At 71.3% G+C, this 15,440-nt stretch carries 14 protein-coding genes and 1 pseudogene; 6 read left to right on the plus strand and 9 right to left on the minus strand.

From position 1 onward, the window contains the following. Entirely contained in the window at positions 1-474 is a 474-nt protein-coding gene (locus FQY64_RS06730; protein ID WP_229814883.1) for a molybdenum cofactor biosynthesis protein MoaE, read from the plus strand. On the opposite strand, the pseudogene FQY64_RS06735 reads toward FQY64_RS06730, so the two are convergent. From FQY64_RS06735 to hslO, 3 genes and pseudogenes are all read right to left on the minus strand, one after another. Then, positions 471-689, minus strand: a pseudogene (locus tag FQY64_RS06735) (integrase core domain-containing protein); the annotation flags it as partial. The gene FQY64_RS06730 and the pseudogene FQY64_RS06735 sit on opposite strands and share 4 nt — an antisense overlap. Before the next feature lie 240 nt (positions 690-929). Beyond that, entirely contained in the window at positions 930-1,733 is an 804-nt protein-coding gene (locus tag FQY64_RS06740) for an XOO1806 family protein (RefSeq protein WP_186760883.1), read from the minus strand. 168 nt (positions 1,734-1,901) lie between these two features. Continuing rightward, positions 1,902-2,804, minus strand: a complete 903-nt coding sequence (gene hslO, locus FQY64_RS06745; protein ID WP_146473197.1) for an Hsp33 family molecular chaperone HslO — start codon at positions 2,802-2,804, stop codon at positions 1,902-1,904. A 138-nt stretch (positions 2,805-2,942) separates the two neighbouring features. On the opposite strand from hslO, the gene mtgA reads away from it, so the two are divergent. Genes mtgA through FQY64_RS06760 form a run of 3 tightly spaced genes read left to right on the plus strand, consistent with a single transcriptional unit; the run spans position 2,943 to position 5,065 of the window. Beyond that, positions 2,943-3,617 carry a monofunctional biosynthetic peptidoglycan transglycosylase gene (gene mtgA / locus FQY64_RS06750; RefSeq protein WP_146473199.1) on the plus strand — a complete coding sequence of 225 codons (675 nt, stop codon included), beginning with the start codon at positions 2,943-2,945 and terminating at the stop codon, positions 3,615-3,617. Between the two features lie 25 nt (positions 3,618-3,642). After that, positions 3,643-4,671 carry a glycosyltransferase family 2 protein gene (locus tag FQY64_RS06755; protein ID WP_146473201.1) on the plus strand — a complete coding sequence of 343 codons (1,029 nt, stop codon included), beginning with the start codon at positions 3,643-3,645 and terminating at the stop codon, positions 4,669-4,671. After that, positions 4,631-5,065 (plus strand): CBS domain-containing protein, encoded by a 435-nt coding sequence (locus FQY64_RS06760; RefSeq protein WP_146473203.1) that lies wholly within the window; start codon positions 4,631-4,633, stop codon positions 5,063-5,065. Before FQY64_RS06755 ends, FQY64_RS06760 begins: the two co-directional genes overlap by 41 nt. Before the next feature lie 399 nt (positions 5,066-5,464). Here FQY64_RS06760 and FQY64_RS06765 read toward each other — a convergent pair whose 3' ends face one another. Beyond that, positions 5,465-7,420 (minus strand): AsmA family protein, encoded by a 1,956-nt coding sequence (locus FQY64_RS06765; RefSeq protein WP_229814884.1) that lies wholly within the window; start codon positions 7,418-7,420, stop codon positions 5,465-5,467. A 75-nt stretch (positions 7,421-7,495) separates the two neighbouring features. After that, complete coding sequence (trhA, locus tag FQY64_RS06770) at positions 7,496-8,125, minus strand: PAQR family membrane homeostasis protein TrhA (RefSeq protein ID WP_146473205.1); 630 nt, start codon at positions 8,123-8,125, stop codon at positions 7,496-7,498. Positions 8,126-8,209: 84 nt separating this feature from the next. Between trhA and FQY64_RS06775 the strand changes: the two genes are divergently transcribed. Beyond that, positions 8,210-8,833: a sulfotransferase family 2 domain-containing protein gene (locus FQY64_RS06775; protein ID WP_146473207.1), complete on the plus strand. Its 624-nt coding sequence runs from the start codon at positions 8,210-8,212 to the stop codon at positions 8,831-8,833. Positions 8,834-8,841: 8 nt separating this feature from the next. Further along, positions 8,842-9,459: an aspartyl/asparaginyl beta-hydroxylase domain-containing protein gene (locus FQY64_RS06780; protein ID WP_146473209.1), complete on the plus strand. Its 618-nt coding sequence runs from the start codon at positions 8,842-8,844 to the stop codon at positions 9,457-9,459. A gap of 1 nt (position 9,460) precedes the next feature. On the opposite strand, the gene FQY64_RS06785 is transcribed toward FQY64_RS06780, so the two are convergent. From FQY64_RS06785 to FQY64_RS06800, 4 genes are all read right to left on the minus strand, one after another. Beyond that, a complete protein-coding gene (locus FQY64_RS06785; protein ID WP_146473211.1) occupies positions 9,461-11,065 on the minus strand; it encodes a peptide chain release factor 3 in 1,605 nt (534 codons plus the stop codon). Between the two features lie 102 nt (positions 11,066-11,167). Beyond that, positions 11,168-12,166 (minus strand): tRNA dihydrouridine synthase DusB, encoded by a 999-nt coding sequence (gene dusB / locus FQY64_RS06790; protein WP_146473213.1) that lies wholly within the window; start codon positions 12,164-12,166, stop codon positions 11,168-11,170. A gap of 24 nt (positions 12,167-12,190) precedes the next feature. Next, positions 12,191-13,273, minus strand: a complete 1,083-nt coding sequence (locus FQY64_RS06795) for a PepSY-associated TM helix domain-containing protein (protein WP_229814885.1) — start codon at positions 13,271-13,273, stop codon at positions 12,191-12,193. Next, positions 13,273-15,399: a TonB-dependent receptor gene (locus FQY64_RS06800; protein WP_146473215.1), complete on the minus strand. Its 2,127-nt coding sequence runs from the start codon at positions 15,397-15,399 to the stop codon at positions 13,273-13,275. The genes FQY64_RS06795 and FQY64_RS06800 overlap by 1 nt, the downstream gene beginning before the upstream one ends. Positions 15,400-15,440 lie beyond the last annotated feature (41 nt).

A 15,440-nucleotide genomic window follows, 5' to 3' on the forward strand; every position in this document is an offset into this window, starting at 1 on the left:
GTGGAACACGCGAACGACTGGCGGGCGCTGGCGATACGCGACATCGCCGCAGGCGCGCTCGACATCGCCGAAGCGCTGCGCTTCGTCTCCGATCCCGGATTCGGCGGCCACGCGCTGTTCGTCGGCAAGGTGCGCGATCTCAACCACGGGCGCGCCGTGCTCGGCGTGAGCTATGACATCCACGCCCCGCTCGCGCTGGCGACGTTCGAACGCATCTGCGAGGAAACGCGCGCGCGCTGCGGCGGGCGACTGAAGCTGTTCGTGGCGCACGCGCACGGGCGGCTGAGCGTCGGCGACACCGCGGTGATCGTCGCCGCCGGGACGCCGCATCGCGCCGAGGCGTTCGACGCCTGCCGCCACGCGATCGAGGCGGTGAAGCATCGCGCCCCGATCTGGAAGCAGGAGCATTACCGGGAGGGCGACAGCGTCTGGAGCGCGGGCTGCACGCTGTGCGCGGACGAGGCGGGCGCCTAGCTGTGGAGCTTCGATAGGTTGTTTCGCCCGAACGGCAAACGACTGAGGGGCGGGCGGCCGCCACGGGCGCTGTGTGGCCGGTGGCCGTTGTGGTGGTGCAGCCAGTCCTGCGGGGCGTCGCGGCGCTGGGCCGAGCTCTGGTAGGTCGCGGCATGGGCCCACTCGCGCAGGGCCGTCTGGATGAAGCGCTCGGCCTTGCCATTGGTCTGCGGAGTCCCTCACCCCAGCCCCTCGTCCGGCCCGCCGGGCGTGGCGGGCGTTCGTCGGTGCGCAAGCCTTGCGGCTTGCAGGCGCACCTCCGCACCCCGCCGGCGGGAGAGAGGCTTCCAGGGGATGCGCGGAGCGCGAGGAGGCGCCGCACCGAAAGGCGGGCCCGACACGGCGGGTGCGACCCGGGCGAGGGCGACGAAGGCGCGAACGACGAGGCGCGGGGCCCGCGCCGCGCGTGTGGCGGCTCAGAGATCCTGTTCGTAGCGGACGTAGGGCACGGTGCCTTCGTCCTTGTCGGCGTTGCCCGGCGAGAACGGGTTCTTGCCGCGGGTGACGATGTTCTCCGCGCCCACGGTGAGCTGGCCGCTCCACGGCGTGCGCCAGGTCAGGCCAAGTCCGGCGCTTTCCCACTGGCCGGCCTGGCCGGGCACTTCGACCACGCGGCCGATCACGCTGGCGCCGAAGCGGCCGACCGAGCCGCCGACGCTGAGGCTCTTGGTGGTCCAGCGGTCGGCGTACTGGGCGGGGATCTCGCCCGCCGGATACAGGCGCGCGCGGGCGATGCTACCGCCGATCGACACGGTGGCCTCGCGGCCGATGTTGCGCTGGCCGATCAGCATCAGCGCGTTCTGGTCGACCTGGCTGTTCTGACCGCTCGGGCTGAGCCAGGCGGGGAGGTTGTCGCGGCCGCTGCCGACCGTCAGGCCGACGCGGTTGCTGCCCTGGGTCAGGCTCACGCCCGCGCTGCCGCGCCGCGTGGCGTCGCCGTCGAACGCGGCCAGCATGCAGTGGTTGGCGAGGCTGCCGATCGCGCTCAGGCCGGCGCCGCGGTCGCAGACCAGGCCGAGCGAGTCGTTGGAGTCCAGCCCGAAAGCCGCATCGAGCGATGCCTTGCCGAAGCCCCAGCGCCGGCCGGCGACCGGGGTTCCGGTCGGCTGCAGCAGCAGCACGCCTTGCAGGCGACCGCTCGCCTTGTCCCACACGGGCAGCACGGCCGGGTCGGCCTTCGATTGCGCGTGCGCCGGCACTGCCGCGCCGAAGGCGAGCAGGAGCGAAAGCGGAAGCGAGAGCAGGCGCGCGTGCATGGCTCGCGTACGGACCGGCACGGAGCCGGCGAAGTTCCCCGTGAGACGTTCGGGGCCACTATAGCCCGTTTATGTTTATTTAACAATCGGGCGATCCGCGCCCGTGCGCAGGAAACGTGAAGGCGGCCGCGCTCACTGCAGGCCCGGTGGCGCCTCGTGCTCGCTGGCGTGACGATGCAGCATCGATTCGACCTGGGCGGCGTCGAACCGGTAGGTCTGGCCGCAGAATTCGCAACGCACTTCCGCCTGTCCGTCGATCACCGCGGCGCGCGCCTCCTCGGTCCCGAGCGAGACCAGCATGCCCTCGACCCGCTCGCGCGAGCACGAGCAGCCGAAGCGCAGGGGCTTGTCGCCCATCACCGCCACCCCGTCCTCGTGGAAGAGGCGGTGCAGCAGCTCGCCGACCGGGCAGGCCAGCAGCTCCGCCTCGCGCAGGGTGTCGAACAGCGCGCCGACCCGGGTCCAGCCGTCCTCGTCGCCGGCGTCGCCGGGCAGTTTCTGCACCATGAGGCCGGCGGCGGCCTCGCCGTCGGCGGCCAGCAGCAGCCGCGTGGGCAACTGCTCGGACTGGCGGAAGTAGTCCTCGAACGCTCCGGCGAGCGATGCGGCCTCCAGCGGCACCAGCCCCTGGTAGCGGACCGGTTCGCGCTGCCCGGTGCCGTGGTTCTCGATGGTGATCGCCAGCACCGCGGACGGCCCGAGCGCGCGCAGGTCGCGCGAGACCTCGCCGGGCCCCTCCAGTTGGGCGATGCCGCGCAGCGTGCCGGCGGCGGTGCACTCGGCGAACAGTGTGCGCAGGGCGCGCTCGCCCCGCAGTTGCACCGACAGGCGGCCGTCGACCTTGGCGTGCCCGGTGAACAGGGCCGAGGCGGCGGCGGCCTCGCCGAGCAGCTCGACCACCGTCGGCGGATAGTCGGCGCGCTCGCGGATCTGCTGCCAGGTGTCGTGCAGCCGCACGTGCACCCCGCGCACGCCGGCGCGCTGGATGAGGAAACGGGTGAGGCGGTCGCCGGTGGCGGACGGGGTGTCGGTCATGCGGATGCGGCGGGTTGCGGCGGTACCGGATAATGCCGGGCTGCGGATGAATCGGAAGTCCGCGGACATGGGGACGGGGGCGGGCGCGTGCAAGCGGGGAAAAAAACCGGATCGTTCGCGCGGCGGCTGTGGCGCTGGATGTGGCGCCTGCCGCTGCTGTTCGTACTGCTGACGTCGCTGCAGGTGCTGGTGCTGCGCTTCGTCGATCCGCCGTTCTCCGCATTCATGACCTGGCGGATGACCGAGGCCTGGGCCGAGGGCGATTTCGGCTACCGGATCGCCTACGACTGGCGCGATCTGGAGGACATCTCGCCGCATCTGCCGGTGGCGCTGGTGGCCGCCGAGGACCAGAACTTCGCGCGCCACCACGGCTTCGACCTGAAGGCGATCGAGAAGGCGGCGCGCCAGAACGCCCGCGGACGCCGCATCCGTGGCGGCAGCACGATCAGCCAGCAGACCGCCAAGAACCTGTTCCTGTGGAGCGGACGAAGCTGGGTGCGCAAGGGCATCGAGGCCTGGTACACCCTGCTGCTCGAGACGCTGTGGCCGAAGCGGCGTATCCTCGAGGTCTACGCCAACGTCGCCGAGTTCGGCGACGGCGTGTACGGCGCGCAGGCCGCGGCGCGAAGCTACTTCCGCAAGGACGCCGCGCGGCTGTCGCCGGCCGAGGCCGCGCGCATGGCGGCCGTGCTGCCGAGCCCGCGCCGCTACAGCATCGTGCGGCCGGGGCCCTACGTGCAGCGGCGCACGCGCGCGATCCAGCGGCAGATGCGCTACATCGGCGGCACCGGCTATCTCAAGCAGCTCGACTGAAGCCGCCGGCGGCTATGCTGCGCGCATGAACCGGCCCCTGCTGACCGCCGTCGTCGCCGCTTTCAACGAAGCCGACAGCCTGCCGCTGCTGCATCCGCGCATCGTCGCGGCGCTGGAGGCGGCCGAGCGCGAGCACGGCATCGAGGCGCGCGTGCTGTACGTCGACGACGGCAGCCGCGACCGCACCTGGGAGGTGCTGTGCGGATTGGCCGGCGCCGACCCGCGCGTGGCGCTGCTGCGGCTGTCGCGCAACTTCGGCAAGGAGGCCGCGCTCACCGCCGGGCTGGACGCGGCGGACGACGGTGCGGTGGTGATCCTCGACGCCGACGGCCAGGATCCGCCGGAGCTGATCCCGCAGTTCGTCGCCAAATGGCGCGAGGGCTACGACGACGTCTACGGCACGCGCACCGAGCGCGAGGGCGAGAGCTGGTTCAAGCGCGTCACCGCGCACGCGTTCTACCGCGTGATCGGGCGGCTGTCGAAAACGCCGATCCCGGCCGACACCGGCGACTTCCGTCTGCTGTCGCCGCGCGCGCTGGCCGCCCTGCGCCAGTTGCGCGAACGCCACCGCTTCATGAAGGGGCTGTTCGGCTGGATCGGCTACCGGCGGGTGTCGATTCCGTACCAGCGCGCGCCGCGCGCGGCCGGCCGCAGCAAGTTCGACTACTGGCGGCTGTGGAACTTCGCGCTGGAGGGCATCACCAGTTTCTCGACCGCGCCGCTGCGGCTGGCGACCTATCTGGGACTGGCGACGGCGATGCTCGCCTTCGCCTACGGCACGTGGGTGGTGGTCAAGGCGCTGCTGTGGGGCGATCCGGTCGCCGGTTGGCCGACGATGATGGCGGTGATCCTGTTCCTGGGCGGGGTGCAACTGATCGCGCTCGGCCTGATCGGCGAGTACCTCGGACGGCTGTACGAGGAGTCGAAGCAGCGCCCGCTCTACCTGGTCGACACCTGGCGGCCCGCAAGGGGAGTATCCTCGGCGCCAGGCTCACCCGAAGGAGGCCACGGCGATGCGCACCGTGAAGCAGCTGTTGGAGGCCAAGCCCGCTGACATCTTCGCGATCGGGCCGGACGCGCCGGTGATCGAGGCGATCCGGCTGATGGCGGAGAAGTCGATCGGCGCGACGCTGGTGATGGAGGGCGCGCGGCTGGTCGGCATCCTGTCCGAGCGCGACTACGCGCGCAAGGTCGTGCTGCAGGGCCGCTCGTCGGCCGACACGCCGGTGCGCGCGATCATGACCGCCGACGTGATCACGGTGACGCCCAACGACACCGTCGAGCGCTGCATGCAGATCGTCACCGAGCGCCGCATCCGCCATCTGCCGGTGATGGAGCAGGGGCGCGTGGTCGGCGTGGTGTCGATCGGCGACCTGGTGAAGGCGGTGATCGAGGACCAGCAGGTCGAACTGGACCAGTTGCAGCGGTACATCGCCGGCGCGGCGTGAGCGTGCATATCGGCGTTACGCGTCTTGGCCACGGATTGGCACGGATAAACGCCGATCAAAACGCGGTCCTGGTGCGGATCCGCGGTTGGTCGCCGGATTCCGTGGCGGATGCTTGCACCGTCGCTGCCTCTGCGCGCAGCCGTAGGTTGGGCTGAGCCGGAGGCGAAGCGCAACGTTCGCGCGGCATGACGTCGGGCTGGCGGTGCGATGTTGGGCTTCGCTTCGCTCAGCCCAACCTACGGGGAGTGTCGGGGAAACCGTAGGTGGGGCTGCGCCGGAGGCGAAGCCCAACGGCTTTGACGCCACGTGGCGCTTCGTGGCGCTCAGCGCGGCCTGCGCGGATCGAATCCGGCTCGATCCGTGTTCATCCGTGAAAATCCGCGGCCGAAACCCGCGCCCTCATTTCGCATACCGCCCGCCGCAGTCGGCGTTCTCGCCGGGGCCCAGTTCGAGCGTCGCCAGCAAGGCGGCCGGCGGCGTGATGGTGCCCAGCGCCAGCGCGATCGCGCCGCGCAGGCCGAGGCGGCCGTAGTCGGGCCGCACGCGCGGCTGCTTGAACGCGCCTTCCACGTACAGCGGCGTGCGCAGCGCCAGCAGGCTGCGGTCCTTGGGGCGCGGACGCAGGGTGAGGTCGAGCCGCTCCTCGCCGAGATCGATGGTGCCCGAGCCGACCACGATGGTGTCGGTGGTGTCGAACGCCAGCGCGCGCGTCTTCATCACGCCGTCCCGCACCTCGAAGTCGGCGAACGCGCAGCGCACCGGGACCTTGCGGTCGTCGGTCAGTTTGAACTTGACGATCTCGGCCACGTCGATGCCGGCGAACTCCATCAGCAGGTTGCTGATCTGCCCCTTGCCCATGCCGAGCGCGACGCTGCCGTCGCTGCTGCCGAGCATGGCGGCGATCGAGTTGCCGCTGCCGGTCAGGTCGACGTGGCCGCCGACGCGGCCCACCGCGTCGCTGGCGAGCTTCACGTTCGGCAGCAGCTTGGCGAGCGTCAGGCGCGTGGCGTCGATGTCGGCGTGGGTGCGGATCGGACTGCGGCGCGCGTCGAGGGTGACGGTGGAGCGGATGCGGCCGTCGGCCATGCCGAAGTCGAGCGGGTCCAGCCGCAGCAGGCCGGCCTTGAGGGTCAGGTGCGCGTCCATCCGCTCCAGCGGCAGCTTCGGCGCGTCGATGCGTTGCGCGCGCAGGCGGACGTCGGCGTCCATCGCGCGCAGTTTGTCGAGCCGGTACGGCGTGTCGGGCAGCAGCCGCGGGCTGGCCCGGCGCTGCGCGGCGAGCGCGGCCAGCTCGGGATTGGTGGTCTCCTCCGGCCGCGGCGCGCCGCCCACGAAGCCGGCGAGGTCGTCGAAGTCGAGCCGGCGCGAATGCAGATCGCCCTTGAAGAACGGCCGCGGTCCGCCGGTGGTGACGTCGACGTCGCCGGCGAGGTCGCTGTCGCCGACGCGGCCGGTGAAGTCGTGGTATCGCCACGTGGTCAGCGCGCCGCGGATGTCGCGGCCGAGGCGGCCGTCGACCGAGTACGGCGGCGTCGGTGGCATCGACAGGCCCAGCAGCGGGTAGAGATCCTCCAGGTTCTTGCCGGACAGGGCCAGGCGCAGGTCGAAGTCGCGCAGGCGGACCGGATCGAGCAGGGTGCCGCGCGCATGCGCGCGGGTCGCGCCGGCGACCGCGCGCACGTCGATCCGGTACGGACGCTCGGTGTCGCGCAACTGCAGCGGCGGCGCGGCGCGGCCTTCGATGCGGAACGCGTTGCCGCGGAAGCGGCCGCCGCCGACCAGGGCGATCGCCGCGTCGCGTCCCGCGGCGGGCGCGATGCTGTGCACGCCGATGCGCACGTCGGTGCGATCGCGTGCGCTGAGGTACCGCAGGTGGCCGCGTTCCACCAGCAGGCGGCGGAACTCGGTCGCCGCTTCGCCGGGTTCGCCGAACTGCCAGTTGCCGCCCTTGCCGGAGGGGTGCGCCTCGAGCAGGAGTTGCGGCCGGGTCAGCCGAAGCTCGGGAATCACCACGCGCCGTGCGAACAGCGGCCGGATCGCGAGGTCCAGCTCCACGCGCTCGGCCTGCGCCATCAGCGGCTGCCTGGACCATCCGGCGTTGCCGAAGCGGATGCGGTCGAGCCGGACCGTCGTGGTGGTCCAGCCGAGATCGACGTCGAGATCGCCGAGGATGTCGAACGTGCGCCCGGTGCGCGCCTCCACCGCGCGCTCGAGCGGGCGCCGGAACCAGTTCCAGTCCCACAGCAGAACCAGCACCACCAGCGCCAGCGCCAGCAGGGCCAGCAGCGTGCGCCACGGATGCCGGCGCATCGCGGCGGGCGTGACGGGACCACGGGCGGGCGTCGGATCGGCCATCGGCCCGACCTTCGGGCGCGGCCGGTCAAGCGCCGGTGAACCGGTTGTGAGGGATTCAGCGGCGTGCGCGCGCCGTCAGCGCAGCACCTGCGCCAGCACCGAGACGTAGTGGCAGACGCTGCCGCCGATCACGAACAGATGCCAGACCGCATGGCCGTAACGCATGCGCGGCCGGTGATAGAACACGGTGCCCAGCGTGTAACAGAGACCGCCGGCGAGCAGCCAGCCCAGCGTCCAGCCGTCGAGCGCCGCCAGCAGCGGCCGGATCGCGATCAGCACCAGCCAGCCCATCGCGATGTAGAGCAGGGTCGAGAGCCGCTCGAAGCGGCCGGTATGGAACAGCTTGAACACCACCCCGGCGAGCGCGAGCGTCCAGATCGCCGCGAACAGCGTCCAGCCCCACGGGCCGCGCAGGCCGACCAGCGTGTAGGGAGTGTAGGTGCCGGCGATCAGCAGGTAGATGGCGCAGTGGTCGAACACCTGCAGGCGCCCTTTCAGCACCGGATGCTGGATCGCGTGGTACAGCGTGGACGCCAGATAGAGCAGCAGCAGGCAGGCGCCGAACACGATCGCCCCGGCGAGCTGCCAGCCATCGCCGTACAGCGCGGCCAGCGTGATCAGCACCGATCCCCCGGCCAGCGCGGCCGCCGCGCCGACGCCGTGGGTCAAGGCGTTCCAGAGTTCTTCGCGCGCAGGGGCAGGCATGGCCGCGAGCGTGGCAAGCGGGCATCGAGCAATTGCTCGACCGGCGTCGGCGGCGGCTACACTGCAAACGTCCGGGGAGCCCGCATGATCGTCTCGCACGCCCACCGCTTCATCTTCGTCGCCATCCCCAAGACCGGGACGCATTCGGTGCGCCAGGCGCTGCGCGAGCGCATGGCCGACGGCGATCTCGAGCAGGTGGGCCTGTTCGTCGACAGGCGCTTCCCCTGGCCCGAGCTCGCCGCGATCCGGCACGGCCATCTGAGTCTGCGGCAGGTGGCGCCGTTCCTCGGCGAAGAGGCGATGCGCTCGTATTTCAAATTCGCCTTCGTGCGCAACCCGTTCGACCGCTTCGTCTCCTACTGCTCGTTCATGACCCGCCAGAACGGCGCGTTCGAGCGCAACCCGACCGCGGTGATGCACCACATCCTGTTCACCGTGCGGCCGCTGCAGCACATCCTGTTCCAGCCGCAGCACACGCTGCTGGTGGACGAGGCCGGCGGGCTGATGGCGGACTACGTCGGCCGCGTGGAGACGATGCAGGACAGCTTCGACGAGGCGTGTCGCCGGATCGGCATTCCGTCGCGGCCGCTGGAGCGCGTCAACAGCTCGCGCCGCGGCGACTACCGTCAGTATTACGACGACAGGCTGATCGCCGGGGTGCGCGCGCTCTACGCGCGCGATCTGGACCTGTTCGGCTACGACTTCTGAGGGCGGCCATGCACGCACCGGGCGCGAACCCCCGCAAGACGACCACCGTGCGCCGGCTGGGACGGGTGGACATCGACGCGTTGCGCGAGGCCGTGCTGCGTATTCCCGAAGAGGTGTGGGACGCCGAGAACGCCGACAAGCCGAACCGCTTCGAGGCGCTCGATCGCACCCGCCACATCGTGTTCCGCTTCGTCAGCAACTTCGTCGACTGGCGGCAGTCGTACGAACGTCCGCTGTGGGCGCAATGGCGCGCCCTGCTCGAGCCGGTGCTGGCGCAGGCCACCGCACCCTACGGCTACGCGCGCGCGGCGTTCCCGCGGGTGATGCTGGCGCGGATGGCGCCCGGCGGCATCATCAAGCCGCACCGCGATGCCAATCCGGCGGCGAAATGGCCGCACAAGATCCACGTGCCGCTGCTGACCAACGACAAGGTGACGTTCTTCGTCGACGGCATCGGCTACCACTTCGCCGAGGGCGAGGCGGTCGAGGTCAACAACATGGGCGTGCACGCGGTGCACAACGCCGGCGACACCGACCGCATCCACCTGATCTTCGAGTACTACGACCTCGACCAACCCGAGCCCGCGTGGCTCGCGCCGCTGCTCCGGAGCGCGCCCGGCGCCTGAATCAGTCGAACGTCACCGCGTGCGCGTGCTCGCGGGTGGCGAGGAAACGCACCTCGGGCGCGCGCTCCTGGGCGAGCTGCAGGTTGACGCGCGTCGGCGCGAGGTAGACCAGCTCGCCGGCGGCGTCGAGCGCGAGGTTCATCGCGTTCTTCTCGCGGAACTCCTCGAGCTTCTTCGCGTCGTCGCAGCGGATCCAGCGCGCGGTGGCCACGTTCACCGGCTCGAAGCTCGCATCGACGCCGTACTCGTCCTTCAACCGGTAGGCGACCACGTCGAACTGCAGCGTGCCGACCGCGCCGAGGATCAGGTCGTTGCTCATCAGCGGACGGAAGAACTGGGTCGCGCCCTCCTCGGATAGCTGCGCCAGGCCCTTCTGCAATTGCTTGAGCTTGAGCGGGTCGCGCAGGCGCGCGCGGCGGAACAGCTCCGGCGCGAAGTTGGGGATGCCGGTGAAGCCGAGCGGCTCGCCTTCGGTGAAGCTGTCGCCGATCGAGATCGTGCCGTGGTTGTGGATGCCGATCACGTCGCCCGGATACGCGTTCTCGGCGATCTCGCGGTCGCTGGCCATGAAGGTGAGCGCGTTGGCGAGCTTGATCTCCTTGCCGCTGCGCACGTGGAACGCCTTCATGCCGGCGGTGAAGCGGCCCGAGCAGATGCGCATGAACGCGACCCGGTCGCGGTGCTGCGGGTCCATGTTGGCCTGGATCTTGAACACGAAGCCGGTCAGCTTGTCCTCGTGCGGCTGCACCTCGCGGGTGGTGGTCGCGCGCGGGCGCGGTGCGGGGGCGTGCTCGACGAAGAAGTCCAGCAGAAGCTGCACGCCGAAGTTGTTGACCGCCGAGCCGAAGAACACCGGGGTCTGCTCGCCACGCAGGTACTTGCCGAGGTCGAACGGGTGCGAGGCGCCTTCGACCAGTTCCAGTTCCTCGCGCAGCTCGGCCAGCATCTGCGCGCCGATGCGCGCCTCGAGCTGCGGATCGTCGATCGAGGGGAAGATGGTCGAATCCTGCCGGGTGAAGTTGCGGCCGGGCTCGTACAGATGCACCTCGCCGGTGAGCAGGTGCACCACGCCCTTCAGGCGCTGGCCCATGCCGATCGGCCAGGTCACCGGCGCGCACTGGATCTTCAGCACCGACTCGACCTCGTCGAGCAGCTCGATCGGGTTCTTGCCCTCGCGGTCGAGCTTGTTGATGAAGGTCATGATCGGCGTATCGCGCAGCCGGCAGACCTCCATCAGCTTGATCGTGCGCTCCTCCACGCCCTTGGCGACGTCGATCACCATCAGCGCCGAGTCGACCGCGGTCAGCACGCGGTAGGTGTCCTCGCCGAAGTCGGCGTGGCCGGGGGTGTCGAGCAGGTTGACGATGCGCCCGGCATACGGGAACTGCATCACCGAGCTGGTCACCGAGATGCCGCGCTCCTTCTCCAGCGCCATCCAGTCGGAGGTGGCGTGGCGCGCGGCCTTGCGGCCCTTGACGCTGCCTGCCATCTGGATCGCGCCGCCGAACAGCAGCAGCTTCTCGGTCAGCGTGGTCTTGCCGGCGTCGGGGTGCGAGATGATGGCGAACGTGCGCCGGCGCTGGGCTTCGGTGGAAACGTCGGACATGGCGGCGCGGCGCGATGGGCGCCGGTGCGGAGGGGATCGGGGATGCGCGAAGTATACCGGCCGGCGCGGTCTCGCTGGCCGGGCGGCGTTCAGGCGCGCGGCTCAGGCCGCCGCGGGCAGATCGGGACGCACGCCGGCGATCAGCGCGTCGAAGTAGTCGCGGGTCAGCCGCAACTGTTCCTCGGCGGTCTCCGCGCGCACGACCACGTGCCGGAACGCGGCGTTCTCCGGCCGGTCCTTGGCGTACCAGCCCAGATGCTTGCGCGCGATGCGCACGCCCGAGGGCTCGCCGTAGAACGCGTGCAGCGCCTGCAGGTGGTCGAGCAGCAGGTCGCGCACCTCGGCCAGCGTCGGTTCCGGCAGGCGCTCGCCGGTGGCGAGGAAGTGCGCGATCTCGCGGAAGATCCACGGCCGGCCCTGCGCGGCGCGGCCGACCATCACCGCATCCGCGCCGGTCGCGCGCAGCACGTGGGCGGCCTTGTCCGGCGAATCGACGTCGCCGTTGGCGATCACCGGAATGCGCAGCGCCGCCTTCACTTCGGCAATCGTGTCGTACTCGGCCTGGCCGGTGTACATCTGATCGCGCGTGCGGCCGTGGATGGCGAGCGCCCGGATGCCGCTGGCCTCGGCGATGCGCGCGATCTGAAGCGCGTTGCGGTGGCCCGCGGCCCAGCCGGTGCGGATCTTGAGCGTCACCGGCACCTCGACCGCACGCACCACCGCTTCGAGAATGCGCGCCACCAGCGGCGGATCGCGCATCAGCGCCGAACCGGCCCAGGCGTTGCAGACCTTCTTCGCCGGGCAGCCCATGTTGATGTCGATGATCTGCGCGCCGTGGGCGACGTTGTGGCGCGCGGCCTCGGCCATCGCCTCCGGCACGGTGCCGGCGATCTGCACGCTGATCGGCGCCGGCTCGCCGTCGTGGTCCATCCGGTGGCGCGACTTGGCGGTGTTCCAGAAGCGCGGATCGCTGGTGGTCATCTCCGACACGCACAGGCCCGCGCCCAGGCGCTTGCACAGCACCCGGAACGGCTTGTCGGTGACGCCCGCCATCGGGGCGAGGATCACGCGCGGTTCGATGAGGTGGGGCCCGATGCGCATGGCGCGCATTCTAGCGGGCCGGTTTCAGCGCCCGCGGCGGCGGCGCCAGAACAGGAAGCCGGTGACGAGCAGGAACGCGGGGAGCAGGCCGGCGAGCGCGGTGGCGATGCGCAGCGGCCAGCCGCCGACCGCGCCGATGTGCAGCGGGTAGATCGCCGCGTCCATGCGCCCGCCCGGCGCCTGCGCGGTGGCGTCGAAGCGGCCCTGCAGGCGCCCGTCGGCCTGCACGAACAGCAGGCTGCGGCCGTTCGGATGCCATTCGCCCGGAGCGCGCACGCGCACCGTGACCACGCCTTCGCGCGGCGGCGCGACGCGCACCAGCTCGGCCTGCGGCCAGGCCGCGCGTGCGCTGGCGAGCAGGCGCGGCCAGTCGGTTTCGACCGCCGACGCCGGCTGTGCCTTCGGCACCGGGCCGCCGCCGAACAGGCCGGTGAGCACCGCACGTGCAAGGTCGTGATAGACCATCCCGAGCCCGGTCAGCACCGCCAGCACCAGCAACGGCCACAGCAGCACGCCGGAACTGCGGTGCCAGGTGAGCCAGCGCCGCGTCGGCGGCCCGGCGTGCACGCGCAGGTGCGACAGCACGCGCGCCAGCCGCGGCCACCACAGGTACAGCCCGGACAGCAGCAGGAACAGCGCGATCCAGCCCACCACGCCCACCGCCTGCTCGCCCGCCTCGCCGGCGAGCAAATGCGTGTGCAGTTCGTGCAGCCACAGCAGCGGATCGCTGCCGGTCGTGCGCGTCAGCAGCAGCGCGCCGTCGCCGGTGGCGAAGTAGCGGCGGCTGCCGTCCTCGAAGAACGCCTGCCACGCCGGCATCGCCTCGCGCGGCAGGTCGATCGCGCGCAGCCCGCGCGCTTCCCATTCGGCAAGGATGCGCTCCAGCACGCGGGCATCGGCGTGCACCGGCTGCGCCGCCAGCGCCGGATGCTGCAGTCGCAGCAGCTCGGCATGGAACACCAGCACGCTGCCCGACAGCCCCAGCACGGCGAACAGCGTCCCGGCCGCGAGCCCGACCCACAGATGCAGCCACGCCAGCGCCGCGCGCACGCGCCGCCGCACGCGATCGGCGGCGGCACGGCGGGCGGGCGCGGCGACGGCGGCCATCAGAAGCGGTGCGACCAGGCCAGCGTCAGCACGCGCCCGCGGCCGGCGACATAGGTGTCGTTGCGCGGCGTGCTCTGCGAGTAGTAGGTGACGTACTGCTCGCCGAGCAGGTTCTCCACGCCCACCGTCAGCACGCCGAGCGGCAGGCCGATGCGCGCCTGCAGGTCGACCGTGGTGTAGCCGTCGAAGGAGGCCACCCGCGTGCCGCGCAGGTCGAACTCGCGGTCGAGCGCGCGGCTGGCCTGCAGGCGCGTGCTGAGCGTCGGCGTCCACGCCTGGGTCCAGAACGCGGTGACGCGGTCGGGGCTGACGTTGATGCCCGGCAGGTCGCTGTCGACCCGGTCGTCGCCATTGCTGTCGTAGCGCGCATGCGTGCCGGCGTAGGCCACGCCGACGCGGCCCGCGGCGGAGAAGCGCCAGGCGAGGTTCGCTTCGATGCCCTCGATCTCGGTGCGTTCGCGCACGACGTTGTACGAGCGCGTGGCGGAGTCGAACGCCAGTCGCGAGCCGAGTTCGGACTCCGAGCGGTAGTACGCGACGTGCGCGAGCCAGGTGCCGTCGTCGTAGTCGAGCCCGACCTCCCGGTTGTCGGCGATCACCGGCGACAGGTCGACCAGGTCGTCCACGCGCTGGTTGGGCGCGGTGATGCCGCGCAGCACGCGGCCGATGTCGGCGACCGTGTAGCCCTCGGCGTAGGAGGCGTACAGCTTCAGCGCGGGCGTGGCTTCCCACACCACGCCGAGGTTCGGCAGCACTTCGCTGGTCTCGGGCGAGCCGCCCTGCACGAAGCGGCTGCCGCCGGCGTTGGCGGGAATGGTGACGTAGTCGTCCACCTCGAGCCGCCCGCGCTCGTAGCGCAGGCCGCCGGTCAGCATCACCGAATCGCTCGGCCACCACTCCGCCTGCACGAACGGCGAGGCGGATTCGTAGGTGGTTTCCGGCACCCAGTCGAGGCCGGCGCGCACCAGCTCCTGGCGGGTGGTGTCGCGCGCCAGGTCGAGGCCGAGCGTCGCGCGCAGGCGCAGGCCGAACAGCTCGCCGCGCGACCAGGCGAACTTGCCGCCGAGCTTCTCGGAGATGTTCTGCGACTGGTCGAACCAGTTCGGATCGCGGCCGTCGCGCCAGAAGTCGCCCCAGTAGCTGCCGCCGTACAACGCCTTGAAATCGACCCAGTAGAGCTGCGCCGACAGGCTGCCGCCGGCGAGGTCGGCGTCGCTGTAGTCGAGCGTGAGCGAGGTCGAACGGTTGCGCGGGCCTTCGCCGGGCTTGGGCCCGCGCACCGAGGTCGCGAGCCGGCCGGTGCGGATGTCGCCATCGACGGTGGCGTAGTCGTTGTCGCCCTGCAGCTCGTAGCGGTTGGCGGTGAGCTGCAACCGGCGGCCGTCGGCGAAGGTCCAGCCCGCCTTGGCGAACAGGTCGTGGCTGGCGGCGTCCATCAGGTCGCCCTGCACGTCGTTGACCGCGATCGCGCGGCCGTCGCCGTCGTAGTACAGCCCTTCCTTGGCGTACGACGCGCCGCCGACGAAGTCGAACGCGCCGCGCCGCGTGCCGAGCAGGTACGACGCGCGCCAGCCGGCGCCGTCGTCCTCGCGCGGCAGCGCGCTGCTGGCGCCGAGCGCGACCTCCTGGAACACCGCGCCGTCCTGGCGCGGCGCGCGCTTGGTGATGATGTTGATGATGCCGCCCGAGGCGCCGAGGCCCTGCAGCGCGTTGGCGCCGTGGATCACCTCGATGCGCTCGATCATCGCCGGATCGATCGTGTGGCCGTCGCGGCCGCCTTCGCGCAGCGGCGTCGACTGCGGCACGCCATCGACGAGGTACAGCGGCTTGCGCCCGCGCAGGGTCTCGCCGGCGTTGGTCAGCTTCTGCCGCGACGGCGTGAACGAGGGGATCAGGTTCGCCAGCACCTGCGAGAGGTCCTGCGTCAGCGCGAGCTGCTGCTCGAGCTGTTCGCGGTCGATCACGGTGATCGTGTTCGGCAGCGCGGATTCGGAGAACGGCACGCGCGAGGTGCTGGCCGACACCGTGACGCGGTCCAGCTCGACGGCGTCATCGGCGGCGCGTCCGTCGACGGGCAGAGCGAGCAGGGCCGCCAGCGCGGCGGCCAGGGGGACGAGGCGGGGCATGCGGGGGGCCGGAAGGAGACGTCCCGCACAGTTTAATGCGA

The organism is Vulcaniibacterium thermophilum, assembly GCF_007923255.1.
In the GTDB taxonomy this organism is placed as follows: Bacteria; Pseudomonadota; Gammaproteobacteria; order Xanthomonadales; family Xanthomonadaceae; genus Lysobacter_F; species Lysobacter_F thermophilum.

What these genes read in the sequence shown, in the direction of transcription:
- hslO (WP_146473197.1), bottom strand. Translation starts at nt 2,804, where the DNA reads ATGACCGACACCCCGTCCGCCACCGGCGACCGCCTCACCCGTTTCCTC.
- FQY64_RS06760 (WP_146473203.1), top strand. Translation starts at nt 4,631, where the DNA reads ATGCGCACCGTGAAGCAGCTGTTGGAGGCCAAGCCCGCTGACATCTTC.
- mtgA (WP_146473199.1), top strand. Translation starts at nt 2,943, where the DNA reads ATGTGGCGCCTGCCGCTGCTGTTCGTACTGCTGACGTCGCTGCAGGTG.
- FQY64_RS06765 (WP_229814884.1), bottom strand. Translation starts at nt 7,420, where the DNA reads ATGGCCGATCCGACGCCCGCCCGTGGTCCCGTCACGCCCGCCGCGATG.
- FQY64_RS06775 (WP_146473207.1), top strand. Translation starts at nt 8,210, where the DNA reads ATGATCGTCTCGCACGCCCACCGCTTCATCTTCGTCGCCATCCCCAAG.
- FQY64_RS06780 (WP_146473209.1), top strand. Translation starts at nt 8,842, where the DNA reads ATGCACGCACCGGGCGCGAACCCCCGCAAGACGACCACCGTGCGCCGG.
- trhA (WP_146473205.1), bottom strand. Translation starts at nt 8,125, where the DNA reads ATGCCTGCCCCTGCGCGCGAAGAACTCTGGAACGCCTTGACCCACGGC.
- FQY64_RS06785 (WP_146473211.1), bottom strand. Translation starts at nt 11,065, where the DNA reads ATGTCCGACGTTTCCACCGAAGCCCAGCGCCGGCGCACGTTCGCCATC.
- FQY64_RS06755 (WP_146473201.1), top strand. Translation starts at nt 3,643, where the DNA reads ATGAACCGGCCCCTGCTGACCGCCGTCGTCGCCGCTTTCAACGAAGCC.
- FQY64_RS06800 (WP_146473215.1), bottom strand. Translation starts at nt 15,399, where the DNA reads ATGCCCCGCCTCGTCCCCCTGGCCGCCGCGCTGGCGGCCCTGCTCGCT.
- dusB (WP_146473213.1), bottom strand. Translation starts at nt 12,166, where the DNA reads ATGCGCATCGGGCCCCACCTCATCGAACCGCGCGTGATCCTCGCCCCG.
- FQY64_RS06795 (WP_229814885.1), bottom strand. Translation starts at nt 13,273, where the DNA reads ATGGCCGCCGTCGCCGCGCCCGCCCGCCGTGCCGCCGCCGATCGCGTG.